This window comes from Agromyces sp. Leaf222, assembly GCF_001421565.1.
In the GTDB taxonomy this organism is placed as follows: Bacteria; Actinomycetota; Actinomycetes; order Actinomycetales; family Microbacteriaceae; genus Agromyces.
This window is the reverse complement of record NZ_LMKQ01000001.1, coordinates 2281417-2302873: the sequence shown is the minus strand read 5'-3', so window position 1 is coordinate 2302873 and position 21457 is coordinate 2281417. Positions and strand designations below refer to the sequence as shown.

Annotated in this window: 19 protein-coding genes; 10 read left to right on the top strand and 9 right to left on the bottom strand. The window is 70.1% G+C overall.

Annotated elements, in window-relative coordinates:
* Positions 1-6: 6 nt before the first annotated feature.
* From ASE68_RS10215 to ASE68_RS10205, 3 genes are read left to right on the top strand one after another with little or no spacing between them, the layout of a single operon-like run.
* Positions 7-822, top strand: a complete 816-nt coding sequence (locus ASE68_RS10215; protein WP_055858004.1) for a CoA transferase subunit A — start codon at positions 7-9, stop codon at positions 820-822.
* Positions 822-1481, top strand: a complete 660-nt coding sequence (locus tag ASE68_RS10210) for a CoA transferase subunit B (RefSeq protein WP_055858002.1) — start codon at positions 822-824, stop codon at positions 1479-1481. The genes ASE68_RS10215 and ASE68_RS10210 overlap by 1 nt, the downstream gene beginning before the upstream one ends.
* The gene (locus ASE68_RS10205; RefSeq protein WP_200921695.1) at positions 1478-2689 is read left to right on the top strand and encodes an acetyl-CoA C-acetyltransferase; all 1212 of its coding nucleotides are present in this window, start codon (positions 1478-1480) and stop codon (positions 2687-2689) included. The genes ASE68_RS10210 and ASE68_RS10205 overlap by 4 nt, the downstream gene beginning before the upstream one ends.
* Before the next feature lie 34 nt (positions 2690-2723).
* On the opposite strand, the gene ASE68_RS10200 is transcribed toward ASE68_RS10205, so the two are convergent.
* Both ASE68_RS10200 and ASE68_RS10195 read right to left on the bottom strand, forming a co-directional pair.
* A complete protein-coding gene (locus ASE68_RS10200; RefSeq protein WP_055857999.1) occupies positions 2724-3743 on the bottom strand; it encodes a diacylglycerol kinase family protein in 1020 nt (339 codons plus the stop codon).
* A 110-nt stretch (positions 3744-3853) separates the two neighbouring features.
* The gene (locus ASE68_RS10195) at positions 3854-4990 is read right to left on the bottom strand and encodes a LacI family DNA-binding transcriptional regulator (protein WP_082462159.1); all 1137 of its coding nucleotides are present in this window, start codon (positions 4988-4990) and stop codon (positions 3854-3856) included.
* On the opposite strand from ASE68_RS10195, the gene ASE68_RS10190 reads away from it, so the two are divergent.
* The 5 genes from ASE68_RS10190 to ASE68_RS10170 all read left to right on the top strand — a co-directional run bounded on the left by ASE68_RS10190 (position 4977) and on the right by ASE68_RS10170 (position 13243).
* Complete coding sequence (locus ASE68_RS10190; RefSeq protein WP_235480813.1) at positions 4977-7367, top strand: glycoside hydrolase family 2 TIM barrel-domain containing protein; 2391 nt, start codon at positions 4977-4979, stop codon at positions 7365-7367. The two genes, ASE68_RS10195 and ASE68_RS10190, sit on opposite strands and share 14 nt — an antisense overlap.
* Positions 7368-7421: 54 nt before the next feature.
* Positions 7422-8765, top strand: coding sequence for an MFS transporter (locus ASE68_RS10185; RefSeq protein ID WP_055857992.1), 1344 nt, complete (start codon positions 7422-7424; stop codon positions 8763-8765).
* 76 nt (positions 8766-8841) lie between these two features.
* Positions 8842-10923: a hypothetical protein gene (locus tag ASE68_RS10180; RefSeq protein WP_055857990.1), complete on the top strand. Its 2082-nt coding sequence runs from the start codon at positions 8842-8844 to the stop codon at positions 10921-10923.
* Entirely contained in the window at positions 10914-12170 is a 1257-nt protein-coding gene (locus ASE68_RS10175; protein WP_055857988.1) for a glycoside hydrolase family 1 protein, read from the top strand. The genes ASE68_RS10180 and ASE68_RS10175 overlap by 10 nt, the downstream gene beginning before the upstream one ends.
* On the top strand, positions 12167-13243 hold the full coding sequence (locus ASE68_RS10170; protein ID WP_055857986.1) for a family 43 glycosylhydrolase: 1077 nt from the start codon (positions 12167-12169) through the stop codon (positions 13241-13243). The genes ASE68_RS10175 and ASE68_RS10170 overlap by 4 nt, the downstream gene beginning before the upstream one ends.
* A gap of 41 nt (positions 13244-13284) precedes the next feature.
* On the opposite strand, the gene ASE68_RS10165 is transcribed toward ASE68_RS10170, so the two are convergent.
* Together ASE68_RS10165 and ASE68_RS10160 are read right to left on the bottom strand one after the other, a co-directional pair.
* Positions 13285-14238 carry a YncE family protein gene (locus ASE68_RS10165; RefSeq protein WP_055857984.1) on the bottom strand — a complete coding sequence of 318 codons (954 nt, stop codon included), beginning with the start codon at positions 14236-14238 and terminating at the stop codon, positions 13285-13287.
* 188 nt (positions 14239-14426) lie between these two features.
* Positions 14427-14597, bottom strand: coding sequence for a hypothetical protein (locus ASE68_RS10160; protein ID WP_157421600.1), 171 nt, complete (start codon positions 14595-14597; stop codon positions 14427-14429).
* Between the two features lie 149 nt (positions 14598-14746).
* Between ASE68_RS10160 and ASE68_RS10155 the strand changes: the two genes are divergently transcribed.
* Positions 14747-14932 carry a hypothetical protein gene (locus ASE68_RS10155; RefSeq protein WP_055857980.1) on the top strand — a complete coding sequence of 62 codons (186 nt, stop codon included), beginning with the start codon at positions 14747-14749 and terminating at the stop codon, positions 14930-14932.
* Positions 14933-14974: 42 nt separating this feature from the next.
* Here ASE68_RS10155 and ASE68_RS10150 read toward each other — a convergent pair whose 3' ends face one another.
* The 4 genes from ASE68_RS10150 to ASE68_RS10135 all read right to left on the bottom strand — a co-directional run bounded on the left by ASE68_RS10150 (position 14975) and on the right by ASE68_RS10135 (position 18650).
* Positions 14975-15607 (bottom strand): YceI family protein, encoded by a 633-nt coding sequence (locus ASE68_RS10150; protein WP_369800074.1) that lies wholly within the window; start codon positions 15605-15607, stop codon positions 14975-14977.
* Positions 15608-15711: 104 nt separating this feature from the next.
* Positions 15712-17169, bottom strand: coding sequence for a flotillin family protein (locus ASE68_RS10145; RefSeq protein ID WP_055857976.1), 1458 nt, complete (start codon positions 17167-17169; stop codon positions 15712-15714).
* Positions 17170-17272: 103 nt separating this feature from the next.
* Positions 17273-17743 (bottom strand): NfeD family protein, encoded by a 471-nt coding sequence (locus ASE68_RS10140; protein ID WP_055857974.1) that lies wholly within the window; start codon positions 17741-17743, stop codon positions 17273-17275.
* Between the two features lie 145 nt (positions 17744-17888).
* On the bottom strand, positions 17889-18650 hold the full coding sequence (locus ASE68_RS10135; protein ID WP_055857972.1) for a hypothetical protein: 762 nt from the start codon (positions 18648-18650) through the stop codon (positions 17889-17891).
* Positions 18651-18741: 91 nt separating this feature from the next.
* On the opposite strand from ASE68_RS10135, the gene ASE68_RS10130 reads away from it, so the two are divergent.
* On the top strand, positions 18742-20586 hold the full coding sequence (locus tag ASE68_RS10130) for a bifunctional 3'-5' exonuclease/DNA polymerase (RefSeq protein WP_055857970.1): 1845 nt from the start codon (positions 18742-18744) through the stop codon (positions 20584-20586).
* On the opposite strand, the gene ASE68_RS10125 is transcribed toward ASE68_RS10130, so the two are convergent.
* A complete protein-coding gene (locus ASE68_RS10125) occupies positions 20565-21278 on the bottom strand; it encodes a PadR family transcriptional regulator (RefSeq protein ID WP_055857967.1) in 714 nt (237 codons plus the stop codon). The genes ASE68_RS10130 and ASE68_RS10125 overlap by 22 nt on opposite strands.
* Positions 21279-21457: the final 179 nt, after the last annotated feature.

The following is a 21457-nucleotide window of genomic DNA, read 5'->3' as shown; positions in this document are numbered from 1 at the left end:
AGCACCATGGACAAGACCTTCGCGACGGCCGCCGATGCGGTCGCCGACATCCCTGCTGGCGCGTCACTCGCGGTCGGAGGCTTCGGCCTGTCGGGCGTGCCGATCGCGACCATCCGCGCCCTGCTCGCCCGCGGGGTCGGCGACCTCGAGGTCGTCTCGAACAACTGCGGCGTCGACGGCTGGGGCCTCGGCGAGCTGCTCGCCGCCGGCCGCATCCGCAAGGTGACGGCGAGCTACATCGGCGAGAACCGGGAGTTCGCGCGCCAGTACCTCGGCGGCGAGGTCGAGGTCGAGCTCACGCCCCAGGGCACGCTCGCCGAACGGCTGCGGGCGGGCGGGGTCGGCATCCCCGCCTTCTACACCGCCACGGGCGCCGGCACCGCGGTCTCCGACGGCGGCATGCCGCTGCGGTACGCCGCCGACGGAACCGTCGCGCTGGCCTCCGACCCGAAGGAGCTGCGCCCGTTCGACGCGTTCGGCCGCACCCGCGAGTACGTGCTCGAGCGGGCGATCAGCACCGACTACGGGCTCGTGCGCGCCGCGGTCGGCGACCGCCACGGCAACCTCCGGTTCGAGAAGTCGACCCGCAACTTCAACCCGCTCGCCGGCATGGCCGGCCGCATCACGATCGCCGAGGTCGACGAGCTCGTCGAACCGGGCGTGCTCGGCCCCGACGACATCCACCTCCCCGGCATCTACGTCGACCGGGTCGTCGTGCTCACCGCCGAGCAGGCGGGCGAGCTGCCGATCGAGAAGACGACCGTGCGGACCCGGCCCGGGACATCCGGTACCGACCGTGACGAGACCGAGGAGGCCCGCTGATGCCGCTCACTCGCGACGAGATGGCGGCCCGCGCCGCCCGCGAACTCGAGGACGGCACCTACGTGAACCTCGGCATCGGGCTGCCGACGCTCATCCCGAACCACCTGCCGGAGGGCATCGAGGTCGTGCTGCACTCCGAGAACGGCATCCTCGGCGTCGGCCCGTACCCGTGGGAGGGCGAGGAGGACCCCAAGCTCATCAATGCCGGCAAGGAGACCGTGACCGTGCTGCCCGGGGCGGCGTACTTCGACTCCGCCGCGAGCTTCGGCATGATCCGCGGCGGCCGCATCACGACCGCGGTGCTCGGCGCGATGCAGGTCTCCCAGGGCGGCGACATCGCCAACTGGGCCGTGCCGGGCAAGATGGTCAAGGGCATGGGCGGTGCCATGGACCTCGTGAACGGCGCAGAACGCGTCATCGTCGTCATGGAGCACGTCGCCAAGGACGGCTCGGCCAAGCTCGTGGAGCAGTGCACGCTGCCGCTCACCGGCAAGGCGTGCGTGGACCGCATCATCACCGACCTCGCGGTGTTCGACGTCACCGGCGACGGGTTCGTGCTCGTCGAGCTCGCCCCCGGCGTGGGCATCGATCAGGTGACGGATGCCACGGGCGCACCGTTCGCCGTCAGTGAGGGGCTCGCCGTGGAAGCCGCCCGATGACCGAGCTGCGCGACGTCGTCATCTGCGCGCCCCTGCGCACCCCGGTGGGACGCATGGGCGGCGCGCTGGCCCCCGTCACCGCCCTCGAGCTCGCGACCACCGTGCTGCGGGCCCTCGTCGAACGCACCGGCATCGACCCGGCCGCGGTCGACGGCGTGATCGGCGCCCAGGGCTACCCGACCATGGAGGCGCCGGCGCTCGGGCGCGTGGCGGCGCTCGACGCCGGATTCCCCGTCGAGACGACCGGCTACCAGCTCGATCGCCGCTGCGGATCCGGCCTCCAGGCCGTGCTGAACGCGGCCATGGAGGTGCAGACCGGCGTCGCCGACACCGTCATCGCGCTCGGCGTCGAGTCGATGTCCAACGCGCCGCTCTACACGGTCGAGGGCCGTCGGGGAGTGACCGGGGCCGGCCTGATGCTGCACGACGCGCTCGCGCGCGGCCGCGAGACGGTCGGCGGTGCGCGATTCCCGACGCCAGACGGCAACGTCGGTTCGGCGGAGCTGCTGCGCGCCGAGTACCGCATCTCCCGCGAGGCGCAGGACGCGTTCGCGCTCCGTTCCCATCAGCGGGCCGTCGCCGCGCAGGAGTCCGGGGCCTTCGATGCCGAGCTCGTGCCCGTCGCGGTGCCCGGCCGGCGCGGTACCGTGATCGTCGACCGCGACGAGCACCCACGCGCCGACAGCACCCTCGAGGCGCTCGGTGCGCTTCGTCCGATCCTGCGCCGCGACCCCGACGCGACCGTGACCGCCGGCAACTCGAGCGGACAGAACGACGCCGCGGCGGCGTGCATCGTCACGACGCCGGCCCGCGCCGCCGACCTCGGCCTCGAGCCCATGCTCCGGCTCGTCTCCTGGGCCGTGGCGGGCAACGACCCGCTGCGCTTCGGAGTGGCCCCCGTGCCGGCGACGAATCGCGCGCTCGCGCGCGCCGGCATCCGCCTCGACGACCTCGACGTGATCGAGCTCAACGAAGCCTTCGCCGTGCAGGTGCTCGCCTGCCTCGCCGACTGGGGGATCGACGCCGAGGACCCGCGCCTGAACCCGCGCGGCAGTGGCATCTCGATCGGGCACCCCATCGGCGCGACCGGCATTCGCATGCTCGCGACCCTCGCGCACGAACTCGTCGACCTCGATCGCGAGCTCGCGGTCGAGACGATGTGCATCGGGGGAGGGCAGGCCCTCGCGGCGGTGTTCGCGCGGGCCTGAGCCGACGTTCGGCTCCGTGCCGGGGGAGTCGCGGTCAGGCGTCGTCGGCGCCCGATCGCCCGCCCTGCGGCTCGGCGGCTGCGTCCACGGCGTCGGCTGCGCTCTGCGGCATCCGCACGAGCAGGCCTCCCGGGTCGACGCTCGCCCGCATGGCCGTCGCCTCGCCGAAGGCGTCGCCGTCGAGTTCGATCTTCTCCGGCCGCCCGAACGTCGCGTCGATCGTCTCGCTCGTCTCGTAGTGGAGGGGTCGGATGGGCTTGGCATCGCCGAGCAGCCGGCGACCGGTGCTCGTGCGCCGGAGGATGCCGTTCTCCCAGGCCACGCGCACCCAGATGCGCAGCCAGCCGAGCGCCCCCTCGGGGCGGAGCATCACGATGTCGAGCATCCCGTCATCGATGACGGCGTCGGGCAGCAGCATCATGTTGGCCGGCAGGGTGCCGCAGTTGCCGACGATGAACGTGTGCACGGTCGCACGGTGGGTGCTGCCCGATGCGAGCCGGTACCGCACGTGGAGTTCATTGCCGTCGCGCAGCGAGGTCGCGATCGACTGCACGTAGGCGAGCCAGCCGGCGCGCTTCTTGAGCGCGGGGTCGGTGTTCTCGATCATCTGGGCGTCGATGCCCAGGCCGGCCATGACGAGGAATGCGCGCCGCTCGAGGTCGCCGTTCGGCCGGCGCAGGCGGATGAGGCCGACGTCGATCGGCCGGTCGGCCCCGGTGAAGACGGCGTCCACGGACCGCTCGAGGTCACCGAGCCCGAGACCGAGGTTGCGGGCGAGGAGGTTGCCGGTGCCGGAGGGGAGCAGGGCGAGCGGAATTCCGGAGCCGCGCAGGCCCTCGGCCACCGCGCGCACGGTTCCGTCGCCCCCGGCGGCGACCACCACGTCGACCTTCTCGCCCGTTGCCGTCGTGGCCTGGCCCTCGCCGGGGTCGGCCTCCGTGGTCTCCAGCCAGAGCGAGCCATCCCAGCCGTGTCGTGCCTCGGCCGACGCGAACGCGGCCTTCACGGCGTCGAGGTCGATCTTGATCGGGTTGTAGATGACGGCTGCGCGCATGCGGCAACACTAGACGCACGGCGGACTCGTCATCCGTTCCGCACCGATTCGCACCGCGGAGGGGTGCGGAATCGGCGCGGCGGCCCGGCTATCGCGGTCGTGGCCGTCGATCAGGCCGTTCCGCGCGGCACCAGCGCGAACTTCACGTCCATGGGTTCGCGATCGTCGATCGATTCGCCCAGCCCCTGGAGGGCTGCGGTGATGAGGTTGTACGCCGCCGCGCGCTGGTCGTACCCGACCGTTGAGAGCGGCGGGATCGTGACCGCCGAGAGGGGAGTGTGGTCCATGCCGACGAGCCCGACGTCGGCGGGCACGCTCCAGCCGCGGATGGTGGCCGCCGACAGGAGTGCGGTGGCGACGTCGTCGTTGTAGCAGACGACGCCGGCCCCGGGGAGTCCGAGGGAGTCGATGGCCTCGAGCGCGTCGTGGGGATCGATGCCGAGGCGCACGATCACCGGATCGGGCAACCCGCGTTCCGCGCACACCCGTCGCACACCCTCTTCTCGGCCCTCGCCGAAGGGGTCGAGTCGGGCGTCCTGGAGATGCGCGAACGCGACTCGGGTGTAGCCGCGGTCGGCAAGGTAGCGGGCTTGCAGCGCACCGATCTCGACGTTGGGATCGATGCGGTCCTTCGACGAGGACTCGGGATCGAAGGCCATGACGCCGCGGCTCCTCAGGAGGTCGAGCTCCGCTTGCGAGAACGGCGTGAGGGAGATGACCGCACGCGGCTTCATGCCGGTGACCACGCGATCCAGTGGAGCCGTGGATTCGGTCGCGAGGTGCAGCAGCAACGTCAGCCCGCGTGAGGCCAGCTCTTCGGTCGCCGCCTGGAAAATGTCCTGCAGGTTGCCGCCGAAGGTGGTGTACGGAATGACGGCGATCACGATGTCGCTGGATCCCTTGGCGAGCGTGCGTCCGGCCGCTGACGGCTGGTAGCCGAGTTCGGTCGCGGCCCGGGTGACGCGCTCGCGCGTCTCGGTGGCGAATCGCTGGCCGCGCCCGTTCAGGATCTGGCTGACCGTCGCGCGGGAGACTCCCGCGCGTCGTGCCACGTCCTCGCTCGTTGCAATCACGCCTTCAGCATATCGGCGTGAGTTGACGCGCGTTACTTCTTGTGGTTTCCTACTCAGGTAACGCGCGATACCAACTCGCCGACCATCCTCACAACGACGTACTGGAGCCCGCCGCATGACTCGTGAGATCTTCAACACCGGGTGGAGTTTCCGACCCAAGGTGACCGCCTTCATGGAGCTCGGCGGCTCATCGACCTCGGCCTGGGCTGAGGTGACGCTCCCGCACGATGCGCTGATCGGAGCTGAGCGTCGGGCGGATGCTCCTCGCGGCGAGACCAGCGGCTACTTCCAGGGCGGCGCCTTCGAGTACCGGAAGACCTTCCATGCGGATGCGGAGCTGCGCGGAAGCCGGATCCTGCTCGAATTCGATGGGGTGTACCGCGACGCTGCCGTCTTCGTCAACGGCAACCTCGCCGGCCAGCGGGCGTTCGGGTACTCGCGGTTCTTCGTGCAGATCGACCCGTTCCTGCAGTTCGGGGCCGACAACGAGATCCGGGTCGAGTGCCGCACGCACCTCGACAGCCGGTGGTACGCCGGCGCCGGCATCTACCGCGACGTGCACCTCGTCGTGAAGAACCCCGTGCACATCGGCACTGACGGCGTGGTCGTGACGACGCCCGACATCGAGTCCGACCGAGCCGTGGTGGAGGTCGCGGTGGAGGTCCAGAACTCGAGCGCCCTGACCTCGGTCCTCGAGCTGACCGCTGACATCGCCGGACCGGACGGCGCATCCGTCGCCATCGCGCGCTCGCCGATCACGCTCCTTCCCGGCACGCGAGGCACCGCCCGCCTGCGTGCGTATGTCGCCGCACCCTCCCTCTGGAGCGTCGACGCGCCGAACCTCTATGCGGCCCACCTTGCGCTTCGCGAGGGAGAGGTCGTCGCCGACGAGCAGTCCGTGGCGTTCGGCATCCGGTCGCTCCAGCTCGACCCGCAGCGGGGACTGCGCATCAACGGCGTGAGCACGAAGCTGCGCGGCGCGTGCATCCACTCGGACAACGGCCCGCTGGGCGCGGTCTCGATGCGTGCCGCCGAGGAGCGCAAGGTCGCCCGACTCAAGGAGGCCGGCTTCAATGCCATCCGCAGTGCCCACAACCCCATGAGCACCGCCCTCCTCGAGGCGTGCGACAGGCTCGGGATGCTCATCATGGACGAGACCTTCGACATGTGGACCCAGGGCAAGAGCGACTTCGACTACGCGTTCGACTTCCCCGAGTGGTGGGAGCGCGACGTCGAGGCGATGGTCGCCAGGGACATCAACCACCCCAGCGTGATCTTCTACTCGATCGGCAACGAGATCCCCGAGACGGGCAGCCCGATCGGTTCGACGTGGGGCCGACGGCTCGCCGAGAAGGTGCGCTCCCTGGACAGCACCCGGTACGTGACCAACGGCATCAACGGCTTCGTGTCGATGATCGACACGATCGTGCCGCAGATGCAGGCCCGACGGGATGCCGCGGCGGCGGCGCCCGAGGGCGGCGTGAACACCATGATGGCCGGGTTCGGCCAGATGATGAGCCACATCCAGACCTCCGCACCGGCGACGCAGCGCACCGAGGAGTCCTACGCCGTGCTCGACGTGGCGGGCATGAACTACGCCGAGGCCCGCTACGAGCTCGACCGCGAGCTGTTCCCCGACCGCATCATCGTGGGCACGGAGACCTGGCCGACCTCCATCGTCGGCAACTGGCAACTCGTCAAGGACAACGGCCACGTCATCGGCGACTTCACCTGGACCGGTTGGGACTACCTGGGCGAGACCGGCATCGGTGCGACCCGGTACTCGGACTCCGGCCAGTCCGGGTTCTCGGGCGGATTCCCCGAACTGACGGCGTGGTGCGGCGACCTCGACATCGTCGGCAACCGCCGACCCGTGTCGTACTTCCGCGAGATCGTGTTCGGCCTGCGCTCCGACCCGTTCATCGCCGTCCACCCGCCCGAGAACCACGGTCGCGAGATCGCCGTGGCGACGCCGTGGGCGTGGGGCGACGCGATCGCGAGCTGGACCTGGTCGGGCGCGGACGGTCGGCCCGTCACCGTCGACGTCTACAGCGATGCCGACGAGATCGAACTGATGCTCGACGGCGTGACGATCGGTCGGGCACGTGTCGAGGACTTCCGGGCGGCGATCGAGACGACCTACCGCCCGGGCACGCTGACGGCCGTGGCCTACGTGGAGGGCGTTGAATCAGGGCGCGTGGAGCTCACGACAGCCGGCACCTCACTCGCGCTGGAGGCGCGGCCCGACCGGCCGGTCCTCCGCGCAGACGGAACCGACCTCGGCTACCTCGCCCTCGCGCTCACCGATGGAAACGGCGTCGTGCGCAACGGCGTCGACCGCTCTGTCACGGTCACCGTCGACGGACCCGCAATCCTCCAGGCGCTCGGCAGCGGCAATCCGGTGACGACCGAGTCGTTCCGGTCCGCCACGCACACCACCTTCGACGGACGTGCCCTCGCGATCATCCGCCCCACCGGAGCCGGCGAGATCACCGTCACGGCGATGGCCGACGGCTGCCCGCCCGCCGTCACCACCCTCAACGCGAACTGACCCGCACGCACCCACCCGCAAGCACCCCCTGCAACACTGACAAAGGAGTCCACGATGAACACCACAGACGACCAGCCGCCCGTACCCTCGAACGGCGCCTTCCCGCTCGGGAGCGCCTCCACCGCCGAGGACATCGAGCAGCTCGATACCGCCGCCGGCGGAGGCGCAGACCGCCCCAAGGTCAGCGCAGCCTTCATCACCCTTCTCGCGCTCGGCCTGTTCGGCACCTACCTCGCCTTCGTGACGCCGATCGCGATCTCCTTGGCGATCCGGGTCAATGCGCTCGCCCCCGACAACGCCGAGTACCTGGGGGTCGTGCTCGGATTCGGTTCGCTGGCCGCGCTGCTGACCAGCCCGCTGGCCGGGCAGCTCTCCGACCGCACTCGCTCCCGCTGGGGACGCCGCCGGCCGTGGCTCGTCGGCGGCATCCTCGTCGGTCTCATCGGCCTCGCGGTCATGGCCGCCTCGCCGGCGGTGCTCGGTCTCGGCATCGGCTGGGTCATCGCGCAGATCGGCCTCAACTCGACGGTGAACACCTTCGGCACCATCCAGGCCGACAAGCTGCCCGAGAATCAGCGCGGCAAGGTCGGAGCCATCACCGGTTTCGCCACGATGGTCGCCCCGGTCTTCGGTGCCGTCTTCGGTGGCACCGTCGCCAACCAGCCCTTCCTCCTCTTCCTCATCCCCGGCGCCATCGGCCTGGCCGTCGTGCTGATCTTCGTCGCGTACTACAAGGACGCCGACAGCCGGAACATCACCTTCGACTCGCCGTTGACCGCCAAGGTGCTCATCTCGAAGTACGTCTTCAACCCCAAGCAGTACCCGGACTTCGCCTGGAACTGGCTCGGCCGCTTCCTGTTCTTCTTCGGCCTCACCCTCAACACGAGCTACACCGCCTTCTTCTTCGCCGAGCGCCTGAGCATCCCGGTCGACGAGATCGGCGGCACGGTGGCCACGGTCGGCGGCATCGGCATCCTCGGCACGATCGCCGGCGTGTTCCTCGGCGGGTTCCTCTCCGACAAGCTGCGGCGCCGCAAGCCCTTCGTGCTGGGTTCCGGCATCCTGTTCGGCATCGGCGCTCTCGTGATGGTCGCTGCCCCCGACCTCACGCTCCTCCTCGTCGGATCGCTGTTGTGCAACATCAGCATCGGCGTCTTCTCCGCCGTCGACCAGGCCCTCTTCCTCGACGTGCTCCCCGAGCGCGACACCGAGGCCGGCCGCTTCGTCAACATCATCCAGCTCGCGAACGTGCTCGCCCAGGCCATCGCGCCCTTCGTTGCCGCAGCAGCTCTGGCGCTGATCCCGACCGGCGACCGATACGCGGCGATCTACGTCGCCGCAGCCGTCTTCACCGTCGTGGGCGGCCTCGTGATCCTGAAGGTCAAGGCCGTTCGCTGACCACGTTGCGGCCGGGTTCGCCTCCGGCCCGGCCGCACGCATCGTTCAGACGCGTCGAACCCCGAGAAAGGCCGCCATGCCCCACGCCGATCGCCCGATCGACCGCCGAGCCGTCGTGCAGCGCCACGACGTGATGCTCACGGCGCCCGACCCCGAGTCCGTGCTCACCGTGGGCAACGGTGACTTCGCCTTCACGGCCGACATCACCGGAATGCAGACCTTCACGGCATTCCACGACCAGGCCGCTGCGATCATGCAGGGGCGTGCCGCGATCAACACGGCGACCATGAGCACCTGGGGCTGGCACGAGATGCCGAACCCCGACGGGTTCGTGCTCGAGGACGCGATGTCGGAGCACAGCACCACGCGTGGAGTCGTGCGCTACCCCGACCGGCACGACATGGAAGGCGCGATGCGCGGCCAGGTCTCCGACGAGAACCGTCCGGGCGCCTGGCTCAATGCGAACCCCCAACGTCTCGACCTCGGCCGTGTCGGCTTCTCGTTCCACGACGCGAACGGGTCGCGGGTCGACGTCGGACCCGACGCCCTGACCGACACCGTGCAGCACCTCGATCTGTGGTCGGGCACGATCACCAGCCGGTTCCGCTACGACGACGAGACCGTCGCGGTCACGACCGTGGGGGCCCCGGATGACTCGACGGTCGCATTCCGCATCGAATCCCCGCTCCTCGGCGACGGCCGACTGCGCATCACGCTGCGGTTCCCCTACGCGCATCCGGGCTTCTTCCAGACGTCGGACTGGCAGCACCCCGACCGCCACACCTCGACCATCGCGACCGATGGGTCGCGTTCCACGATCTCGCGGCAGCTCGACGCCACGGCCTACCTCGTGGCCGTCGAATCCAGCACCGGATCGATCACCCAGACGGCGCCGCACGACTTCGAGCTGCTCACGGATGCCGAATCACTCGACGTCGTCGTGCGCTTCGCCCAGAACGATGGGGGAGCGCTCCCATCATTCGACGCCGTCGCACAGGCGGCAGCCTCGTCGTGGGAGCGATTCTGGCGCTCCGGAGCGGCGATCGACTTCCAGGGCACGGCAGACGAGCGGGCGCGCGAACTCGAACGCCGGGTCGTGCTCTCGCAGTACCTCACCGCCGTGAACTCGGCCGGGGTGATGCCGCCGGCGGAAACGGGACTGACGACGAACTCCTGGTCGGGCAAGGCGCACCTCGAGATGCACTTCTGGCACGCGGCCCACTTCGCGACCTGGGGTCGACCGGAACTGCTCGAACGCAGTCTCGGCTGGTACCTCTCGATCCTTCCGCGGGCGCGCGCGACTGCAGAAGGTCAGGGATACCCGGGAGCCCGGTGGCCCAAGCAGGTCGGTCCGGACGGCCGCGAGAGCCCGGACCCGATCGGCTCGTTCCTCGTCTGGCAGCAGCCCCACGTGCTGTACCTGCTCGAACTGGTCTGGCGCGCGTCCGGTCCCGACAATCGCAGCGCGCTGGCACTCGAGTTCGGGGAGCTGGTGGAGGAGACGGCAACGTTCATGGCCGCCTTCACCGCCGAGCGCGACGGCGCGTTCCACCTGTCGCCGCCGATCATGCCGGCGCAGGAGTTCTACGACGTGACGACGACGGAGGACCCGACCTATGAGCTCGCCTCATGGTGGTGGGGGCTCGAGATCGCCCAGCTCTGGAGGGAGCGCGCCGGGCTGCTGCGGCAGCCCGAGTGGTCGACGGTGCAGGCTGGGCTCGCTCGACCCCATGTCGAGGACGGCCACTACACGGCGATCGCCACCGAGCCGTACCTGCGTCGCGACGACCACCCCGCCCTCCTCGCGGCGCTCGGCGTCCTGCCGCCCACTCCGATCATCGATCCCGCGATCATGACGGCGACCCTCCTCGACGTGCTCGGCAATTGGGAGTGGCACACGGCGTGGGGCTGGGATTTCCCGGTCATCGCGATGACGGCCTCACGCCTGGGCCGCCCCGATCTCGCGATCGACGCCCTGCTGCGCGACGAGGTCAAGAACCAGTTCACCCTCGTCGGACACAACGCCCAGATGGGGTCCATCCTCCCCATCTACCTCCCCGGCAACGGCTCACTCCTCGCAGCAGTCTCCCTGCTGGCCACCACCGGCTTCCCGGATACCTGGGATGTCGCCACCGAAGGGTTCGTTCCATGGCCGTGAACACCGACAGCCCCTTTCCCACGGGCTTCCTCTGGGGAGCGTCGTGCGCCCCGCACCAGAACGAGGGCAACAACCTCAACAGTGACATGTGGGCCCTGGAGCAGCTGCCCGGCTCGTCGTTCGCCGAGCGGAGCGGCGATGCCGTCGACTTCTACCACCGGTGGAAAGAGGACATCGACCTGCTGAAATCGCTCGGCCTGAACGCCTTCCGCTTCGGCATCGAGTGGGCTCGGGTCGAACCGGTGCGAGGCGAGTTCTCGGCCGCCGAGCTCGCCCACTACCGGCGCATCATCGACTACTGCCTCGCGCGCGGCGTCGAGCCCGTCGTGACCCTCCACCACTTCTCAAGCCCGTTGTGGTTCGCCCAGGCGGGTGGATGGGGCTCGGCTGAGGCGGTCGACCGCTTCGGCGAGTACGTCGAGGCGGTCTGCCCGATCCTCGACGGCGTCACGTGGGTGGCGACGATCAACGAGCCGAACATGTTCGCCGTCATGTACCAGATGTCGATTCCCCTGCAGTACCCGGACCCGGCGGCGGTGCTCGCCCACATGGGGGCGGCGCGGTCGGCGGTCGACGGTGAAGCCGGTCTCAACGCCTTCTCGATGCCCGAACCGAAGGACGAGGCCGCGCAGACCATGCTGCGCGCCCACGCCCGAGCCCGCGACATCCTGCGGACGCGAACGTCGGCCAAGGTCGGGTGGACCGTCGCCGTTCAGAGCCTCGTCGCCCGTGAGGGGTACGAAGCCGACCTCGACCACTATCAGCGGGTCTGGGAGGACACCTACCTCGAGGCTTCTCGCGATGACGACTGGGTGGGTGTGCAGTCCTACACGAGCCAGCTCGTCGGACCAGACGGACTGGAGGGTGCTCCCGAGGGTGCCGAACTCACCCAGACCGCCTGGGCCTACCGGCCCGACGCGCTCGAGATCGCGCTGCGTCGCGCATGGGCGGTCACCGGTGGCATCCCCATGATCGTGACGGAGAACGGCATCGCCACGAGTGACGACCAACGGCGCATCGACTACACCACCGGCGCCCTCAACGGCGTGGCGCAGACCCTGGCGGACGGACTCGACGTGCGCGGATACCTGCACTGGACCTTCATCGACAACTTCGAGTGGGTGCACGGCTACGCCATCACCTTCGGTCTCGTCGCCGTGGACCGCATCACCTTCGAACGAACGCCGAAGGAAAGTGCGAGCTGGCTCGGCCGTGTCGCAGAGACGAACGGAGCGCACCTGTCATGACCAACGATGCGATCCGACCGGGCCAGCCATGGCTCGACACGAATGGCGAACGGATCCAGGCTCATGGAGGGTCCCTGTTCTTCGAGAACGACACCTTCTACTGGTACGGCGAGAACAAGGAGCACACGACGCCGGGCAGTGGCAATTGGCATTGGGGTGTGCGCGCATACTCCTCGACCGACCTCTACAACTGGGACGATCTCGGCTTGATCATCCCGCCTGTGCTCGACGACCCTTCATCTCCTCTGCACCCCGCGCAGAAGATGGACCGCCCGCACGTCATCTTCAACGAACGCACCGGCACGTACGTGTGCTGGCTCAAGGTCATGGGGGAGGGCGCCCACGACACCCAGGCCTCGACCGTGCTCACCTCGGACTCACTCCTCGGCCCCTACGAGATCGTGCGTGCCGGCCTGACACCGCTGGGGATGAGCGCGGGGGACTTTGACCTGGTCGTCGACCCCGAGACCAAGAAGGCGTACTCCTTCTTCGAGAAGGTGCACACCGACCTCGTCGTCGCTGACCTGACCGACGACTACACGGATGTCAGCGGCGAGCACTCCCTCCACCTCCCGCACCCCAGCCCACCGTTCACCCGTGAGGCTCCTGCACATTTCGAGCGGGACGGCGTGCACTACCTCGTCACGTCGGGGTCGACCGGATACTTCCCGAACTACTCGGAGGTCGCTTCGGCTCCCGACTACCACGGGCCATGGACTGTGCTCGGCGACCCGCATCCCGACGACCTTTCGCGCACGTCGTTCCGGTCGCAGATCAGCTGCGTGTTCAAGCACCCGCACAAGCGCGACCTCTACATCGCACTGGCCGACCGATGGCTGCCGCAGTTGCCAGACGAAATGCCCAACGTCTACGACAGCGTCGCGAGCATGGCCGAGGGTGCTGCTCGCCCGGAGATGACGCCCGAGCAAGCGGCGAGCATGGGTGCGGTGATGGCTGCCGGTAGGGGCGAGAACACCGCGATCGCGGACTACGTCTGGCTCCCCATCCGGTTCGATGCGGGTGTACCGCGCATCGACTGGCGCGACGAGTGGCGCATCGAGGACTTCGACTAACCATCCCACTCCTGTGGCGGAGCGACTCCGATGATGAGGCCTCAGGCGGGCCGGTCATCCGGGGCAGGACGGCGGCTCCAGGCGATGCCATCGGGTCGGCGGCCCGTCGGGATCCGGCGCAGGAGCCGCCCAGAACGGATGTCGACCTCGACGACGCACCCGGCGGCGTCGCACGCTGAGTACGCGCGGACGCCATCGGGATGCAGCACGATCGCCTGCGGTTGGTCGGGCGTCGCGATGCGATGCACCACCTCGGACGACGCGAGGTCGACCACCGCGATCTCCGATGCCTGCCGGAGCGCGACGACGAGGCGGGAGCCATCGGCGGTGACCGCCGTGCCGAAGCCGATCGACGGCAGGTCGATCCAGCCGACGCATTCGAGACGGTCCGTGTCGACGACGGCGAGGCGAGGCGAGTTCTGGTCGGCCGTGTACGCGAGTCGCCCACCGGGTTCGAGGCAGATGCGATTTACCGTGTCGGCGGCCTCCACGACACCGAGGAGCCTGCCGGAGGGGATGTCGATGACGCTGACGCTGCCCGAACCCACGTTCGCGGTCACGAGGCGATCGCCGTCGAGGCTGATCGCGAAGGTGTGCGACTCGGCTCGGCCCGTCGGCAGCCGCGCGACGACCCGGAGGGTTCGCCGGTCGATCACGGTGAGGCTCTCGTCGAGTTCGGTGGAGACGATCACGCGGCCGCTCGCGAGCAGGCTCGCCTGGTGCGGGCGGCTCGGGAAGTCCAGATCGATCCCGGCGACCCTCTCGAGCGTCACGAGGTCGATGACGTCGACCCTGCGCCCGTCGGATCCCGGCGAGCCGACGGGCGCATCGGAGTACACGGGCAGGTAGGCGAGCCGCCCGTCGGCGGTCGCGACGACCTCATGCGGCGTGAAACCCGACGCGACCACGGTTCCCACGGTCGCGGCGGACTCGAGGTCGATCACCTCGAGTGTGCGGTCGTCCTTGCAGACGACGAGCAGTCGTCCGTCGTTCATGGGGCCTCCGCTCCAAGTGAAGGCCACGGCGCGGGTCGTGTCCATGCTTCGGCGTCGCTCGGCTTACTGCGTGGAACGGGCTTTGCCGGGCGGCTTCGGGCGAGCCTAGATTCTCAGCAGCCCCGGGCGCGATCGCGCTTGGCGCACCCGAGGTCAGCTCGAACGATCACTCGAACGATCAAAGGAGATCACATGAAATCGCTCATACGCTCCGGAGCCGCCCTCGTCGAGATCCACGACCGGAAGGCGCCGGGCTCCGCGCGTCCCAGCCGGAGAGAGGGGAAGTAGTCGGCGAGGGCGCGTTCGGCCTCGTCAGGATCGCGCAGCGCCAGCGAGGCGCGCGAGAGTCCGGTCGACATGCTCTCCTCCGTCCCGCCGGCTCGTTCGAACGGCATCGGACCGCCCGATCGCTCGATGCAGGGCGCCGCGTAGAATCGAACCTCCGACCTCGGCGCGGTCTCGCGTGGAGCCCGCCGACCTGTCAGATCGAATTCGAGGAGCCAGCACCATGAGCAGAACCGTGTGGACCGTGCTCGGCGTCATCGCCGCCGTCATCATCGCGTGGGTGCTCGTCGATGTCGTGTTCAGCATGGTGTGGTTCATCGTCAAGGCGGTCATCGTGCTGATCGTCGCCGCCGTCGTGTTCTTCGTCCTGCGGGCGCTGGTGCGTCCGTCGGGTCGCGACTCGGTGTGACGTCGACACTGTACGCGAGGGACTCGTCGCGTACAGCCCGGCTCAGGCCGTCGGCTGCGCGTCTGCCTCGCGTTTGATGGCCGAGAGCTCGAACTCGAGCGTGATCTTCTCGGACACGAGCACGCCGCCGGTGTCGAGTGGCACGTTCCACTCGAGGCCGAACTCACGGCGATCGATGCGACGTGTTCCCTGGAACCCGGCACGGAGTGCCCCGGTCGCGTCGGTATGCGCGCCGACGAATTCGATCGGGATGGTGATGGCCTTCGTCACGTCTCGGATCGTCAGATCGCCGGATACGACGAGCGCGTTGTCGCCGACCTCTTCGATGCGGGAACTGCGGAAGACGATCTCGGGCCACTCCTTGACGTTGAAGAAGTCGCCGCTCCGCAGATGTTCGTCGCGCTGCGTATTGCGAGTGTCGACGCTGTCGACGCGGCAGACGATTTCCGCGAACGAGGCGTCGGGGTCATCGAGATCGGCGTGCAGCCGACCGGTCACGTCGGTGAAGGCGCCGCGAACCGTTGCCACCATCGCGTGCTTCGCCGAAAAGCCGATGCGCGAATGGTCGGGATCGAGGTCCCAGTCACCGCTCAGATCCGGAGTCGGGTTTGTCATGATCTCTCCAGGGTTGTTGACGAACTCGTCAAGTCTCTCATCCATCCGATGCCGCTCCACCCATCCGGGTCATGCCTCAGCTGACCGGGCGCGGACGCAACGAGCGCAGGTACGACGAAGCGCCGGATGCTGGGCATCCGGCGCTTCGACTTCGAGCGGGGCTGCTACTTGGTCGCGTCGGCCTGCTTCACGAGCTGACCGCCCGCAAGACCGGACAGGATCGCACTGACGTCGAGGCCCGTGAGCGACTTGACGACCTCGGTGCCCTCGCCGAGCACCTGGCCGACGGTCTTCGTGACCGCGCTCGCGCCGTCGGTGGAGACGACCGTGAGCGTGTCGATGTTCGAGATGGGCTCCGCCGCGGCACGGACGATCTCGGGCAGGCGCGAGATGATCTCCTGCGCGAGCGCGGCCTCGCCGTACTTCTGCAGCGCAAGGGCCTTCGCGTCGGTGGCGGATGCCTCGGCGAGGCCCTCGGCCTCGATGGCGGAGGCGCGGGCGTCGCCTTCGGCGCGCACACCGGCCGCGAGGGCGACCTTGCGGTCGCGCTCGGCCTCACCGGCGAAGCGCACCGACGTGGCTGCGGCCTCGGCGTCCTGCACGGCGGCGACCTTGTTCGCCTCGGCGATCTTGGTGCGCTTGAACGCCTCGGCCTCGGTGCTCGCGTTGGCGGCGTCGCGCTTGGCGGTGGCTCGCTGCACCTCGGCGTAGGCCTCGGCCTCGGCGGGCTTGCGGATCTCGATGTCGAGGCGCTCCTGCGTGACGAGGGCCTGCTCCTGCAGTGCGTCGCGCTCCTGCACGGCGACGAGCTTGTCCTGCTCGGCGGTCGCGAGCTGGCCTGCGGCCTGGGCCTCCGCGTTGGCGCGGTCGGTCTCGGCCTTGATGCCGGCCTGCTTGAGGCTCAGCGCCTTCTGGCGCTCGGCGATCTGCTCGGCGGCCTCGATGCGGGCGAACTCGCTGGCACGGGCGGCCTCGGCCTCGCTGACCTCGGCGACCTGGCGGGCGCGCGCGGCCTCGGCGCGGCCGAGGTTGGCGAGGTAGTCGCTGCCCGGCGTGGAGATGTCGGAGATGTTCAGCAGGTCGACCTGCAGGCCCTGCTCGACGAGGTCGGTCTTGGTCTCGGCGACGACCCGGTCGGAGAGGCTCTTGCGGTCGGAGATGATCTGCTCGATCGTCATGTCGCCGACGATCGAACGCAGCGAGCCCTCGAGCGACTCCTTGATGATCTCGGTGAGCAGCTCCTGCTGCGAGAGGAACCGCTGCGCAGCGCGGCGCACGCCGTCTTCGGTGCCGCTGACCTTGAAGTTGATCGACGCCTTGATCGCGATCTTGATGCGGTTCTTGTCGACGCCCTCGACGGTGATGCCGATCTGGCGCTGCTCGAGCGAGATCGAGAAGCCCTGCTGCAGGATCGGCCAGACGAAGGTGCGCCCGCCGATCACGACGCGCTGCCCGGTGTTCGTCTCGGCGTCGTTGCGCCCGGCGCCGCGGCCGACGATGACGAGCGCCTCGTTCGGCGGCACGCGGCGGATGCGCCGCGCGATGAAGACGAGCAGGGAGAGCAGGGCGATGACGATCGCGATGATCGAGATCACCTGGATCGTGGTCGTGTCCAGTGGCAAGGTGGTGCCTTTCGGGTTCGCGGGTTGGGCGGGGTCGTCGTGGGCCGCGTGCGCTGCTGCGCAGGCGGGCGGGCTCCGATGCGCGAGGCGTCGGGCGGGCGGGTCAGTTCGCGGCGACCTTGACACGGGTGCCGACGTGCTCGACGACGACGACGCGCGACCCCTCGGCGATGGGCTCGTCGGAGTAGGCGAGTCGTCGCTCGATCTCGCCGGGGCCGTCGAGGCTCACCTCGCCGCCGGAGGTGGAGACATCCGATCGTGCGACGCCGGACAGCCCGATCGCCGAGGCGGGCACTCCGTCGGAGGAGTTCGTGAGGTTGCGCACGACGAGCGCCGAGAGCGCGTAGGCGACGAGGCCGAGCACGATCGCGAGCACGTAGGCCCACGCGAGGTCGAGCCCGGTGGTCGCGATGAGCGTGCCGGAGGCGCCGAAGACGACGAGGCCCACCGAGAGCGCGGTGCCCGAGATCGCCCCGTCGCCGATGTCGAAGTGGTCGAGGATGTCTCCGAGCACCAACGAGATGAGGAGCAGCACGAGGCCCACTCCGCCGACGATGAGAAACGGGAGGAGCATGCCTCTGGCCCTTCTGCGCGCGCGAGACCGCACGGGAGCGCACGGGTTCGCCAACTCTACCGGTTCGTCGAGCGGGGAGCCGGGCCTGTGCACAGGCGCAGCAGGCGTCGCAAGGCCACCCCCGCCGGCGTCGGCGTCGGCCACCTCAGGATGCAGCCGAGGCGGCGACGGCGATCGCATCGACGGCGGCGCCGCCCCTGAGCTGCCGCATGCGATCGACGACCGCCTCGACGACCGCCGGCGTCAGCGCCCGGCACACGATGCTGTTCGCGCCGAGCGACTCGAGGCCGCCGGCACGGATGCGGATCACCTCCCAGCCGACCTCGGCCAGGGCTTCGTCCTTCTCGAGGTCGGACGCCTCCTTGAGCCCGAGATGGGCCCGCCGCGAGCGCCCGGGGTCGTCGTACTCGATCGCGATGCGCAGTTGCGGAACGAGGATGTCGGGCCACACCTCGCTGCGCCCGAAGAAGGTGCGGGCGATGTGCACCGCGTTCACGCGATGGTGCAGGCGGATGCGTTCGCCGAGCATCGCCCGGAGCCGCTGCTCGGTCATCGAGGTGCGGGTGCGGAGCCCGGGCTTCATGAAGGCGAGGCCGGCCTCGCGGAGGGCGGCGGGCGCGGCAGCATTCGCGCGGCACTTGGCGCACCCGGTGCCGGTGAGCATCTCATTGACCGTTGCGGCGAAGCGGTCGTGGCCGCGGGGGCAGAGCCACTGGTACTCGGCGCCGAGGCGGGTCTCCGCGGCGAGCGCGGCGCGCTGCGGGGGAGCGACCTTTCGCAGCAGCTCGCCGCGCGAACGGTGCGTCTCGGTGATGAGCATGCAGAGGGGGCACGGGCGCCGCAGGGCGAGCGCGGTGGGATCGGCGGGGTCGGCGCCGTGTCCGCAGTGGAATCTCACGGCGACCACGGGCGCTCCTTCTGGCTCTGCATGTGCCGATCCTGCCGATCCCCACCGACATCCGTCGGCCGCTGTCGGTGCGCGGCAGGAGAATGGGAGCATGCAGATCGCCGTTGGCATCGGCGACGGCGGTCGCGTGCAGTTCCTCGATCCCGATCGTCCGGGGCGGCCCGTCGCCGCGGTCGAACCCTCGGCCTCCGCAGAGACGTTCCGGCGCCTCGAACTCGAGCACGCACCGCGGTGGGTCTGGGCCGACGTGCGCCAGTGGTATCCCGCGCTGCTCGCGAGCGGCGTGCGGCTCGCGAGGTGCCACGACCTGCGACTCTGCGGCGCGATCCTCGACCATTCCACGTTCACCGCCGACGTCCGCGCGCGTGGTGACCACCCGAGGCCGGGCTGGCTGCCTGCGGGCCCGACGATGGCCGAGGCCGCCGGGCAGCCGCTCGTGCCGCATGCGCCGCAGCACGAGACGCTGTTCGACCTCGTCGGCTTCGACGACCCCATCGCGCTCGAGGCGCATGAGAGTGCCGAGCGCGCGGTCGAGCGAGCGGATGCCGCGGGCGGCCGCCCGTCTGCGACATCCGTCGTCGACGAGTACCGTCGGCAGCTCGCGCTGGTCGAAGCCGGCAGCGCCCCGGCCGCCCTGCGCCTGCTGGTCGCCGCCGAATCGGCCGGAGCCCTCATCGGCGCCGAGATGCGTGCGGCGGGCCTGCCGTGGAGCCGGCGGGTGCACGAGTCCGTGCTCGATGCCGAGCTCGGCGGGCGCCCGTCGCCCGGCCGCAAGCCCGTGCGCATGGAGGAGGTCGCCGCGGTCGTCCGCACCGAGCTCGGGGCGCCGACGCTCAACCTCGACTCGCAGGTCGACGTGCTGCGCGCGCTCCGCGGTGCGGGCGTGCCGACCTCGTCGACCTCTCGCTGGGAGCTCCGCGAGCACGACCATCCCGCCATCGAGCCGCTCATCGCCTACAAGAAGCTCGCACGACTGCTGAGCGCCAACGGCTGGGCCTGGCTCGACGAGTGGGTGGCCGACGACCGCTTCCGCCCCGAGTACGTTCCGGGCGGCACCGCGACCGGCCGGTGGGCGACGTCGGGCGGCGGGGCGCTGCAGCTGCCGAAGCTCGTGCGAAGCGCGGTCGTCGCCGACCCCGGCTGGACCCTCGTCGTCGCCGACGCCGCCCAGCTCGAGCCGCGGGTGCTCACGGGCATGTCCCACGACGAGGCCATGGAACGCGCCGGGCACGGCCGCGACCTGTACCGCGGCCTCGTCGACTCCGGCGTCGTCGCCACGAGAGACGAGGCGAAGATCGCGATCCTCGGGGCCATGTACGGCGCGACCACGGGCGACAGCGGTCGGCTCGTGCCGCGCCTCGCGCGGGCGTACCCCCGGGCGATGCGCCTCGTCGACGCGGCCGCCCGCGACGGCGAGCGCGGACTCCAGGTCACGACCCTGCTCGGTCGATCGTCGCCGCTGCCGCCGGCCGAGTGGCGCGCCACGCAGGCGACCGCCAGCCAGCCCGAGGCGACCTCGTCCGACGAGCGTCGCGCGCGGTCGTCGGCTCGCGACTGGGGGCGGTTCACGCGCAATTTCGTCGTGCAGGGCAGTGCGGCCGAGTGGGCGCTGTGCTGGATGGCCGACCTTCGAGCGAGGCTGCACGCGATCGGCGCTGCGGGCCTCGGGTCGTCGACGCCTGCCGGTGCCGACGCCGAGCCGACGGGTCGGCGGCCCGCAGCGGCATCCGGGCCCGTCTTCGACCGGGCGCCGCACCTCGTGTACTTCCTGCACGACGAGATCATCGTGCACACCCCGATCGAGCTCGCCGACGCGGTCGCCGACGCCGTGCGCGGCTCCGCCGTCACGGCCGGGCGACTGCTCTTCGGCGCGTTCCCGATCGAGTTCCCGCTCGATCTCGCGGTCGTCGACAGCTACGCGTCGGCGGATGCCTGATCGGCCGCTTCGAGGGCGGGGGCCGCAGGCGCCGCAGTGGTGCTGCCGGGGCGTCGACCGCGCCGCGGGCGAGTGGTGCTCGGCTCGAAGGCGAGTGCGCCGTTCTCGGTGAGCGGTGCGGCTGCGGCGAGCCAGGCGAGCGCAGCCTCGGCACGCGCCGCATCGGCGGATGCCGCGAGGCGCGCGAGTCCGGCCATCGCCGTGGATCCCGGCACCGCGCCCGCAGCACCGGCGCCACCCTCCGTCACGCCGTGCGCGCCGCCCTCGGCATCGCCGCCCGAGGCCGCCGCGACCTCATCGGCCCGTCCGTGCGCGAGGTCCCGGCGTTCGCTCCACCGGCGCTCCTCACCGGTGATCACGGATGCCGCGTCGACTCCTGGCAGCGATGCCGCGATGAGCACGCGGTCGACGGTCTCGTCCCACGGGTCGGCGCCCGCGGCATCCGCACCGCCGAACCAGGCCTCGGCCGCGATTCGGCCCGCGGTGGTGAGCCGGTGCAGGGGGAGGCCGTCCTCGGTGGTGCCGGCCGGCTCGAGCAGCTTCTGCTTCGTCAGCCGCTCGATGGTCGCGTAGGTCTGGCCGACGTTCACGACGCGCCGCCCGCCGGTGCGCTCGGTGAGCCCCCCGTGCAGGGCGAACCCGTAGGCGGGGCCCGTGGTCAGCAGGGCGAGCAATGCATCGCGCACGGCCATGGCGCCTCCTTCGGCGAACGGATCGAGAACGTTTCACCGAGCATACGGTTTCGACGCCGTGTCTGGACGAACGCCACCACGCGCGGCGCGAACCTTGTCAGGACGCCGGATCCGGGGCATAATCGCCCGTGACGGTCACACGTCGATAATCGAATACCAGCCATCCGTGGCTCCCGAGG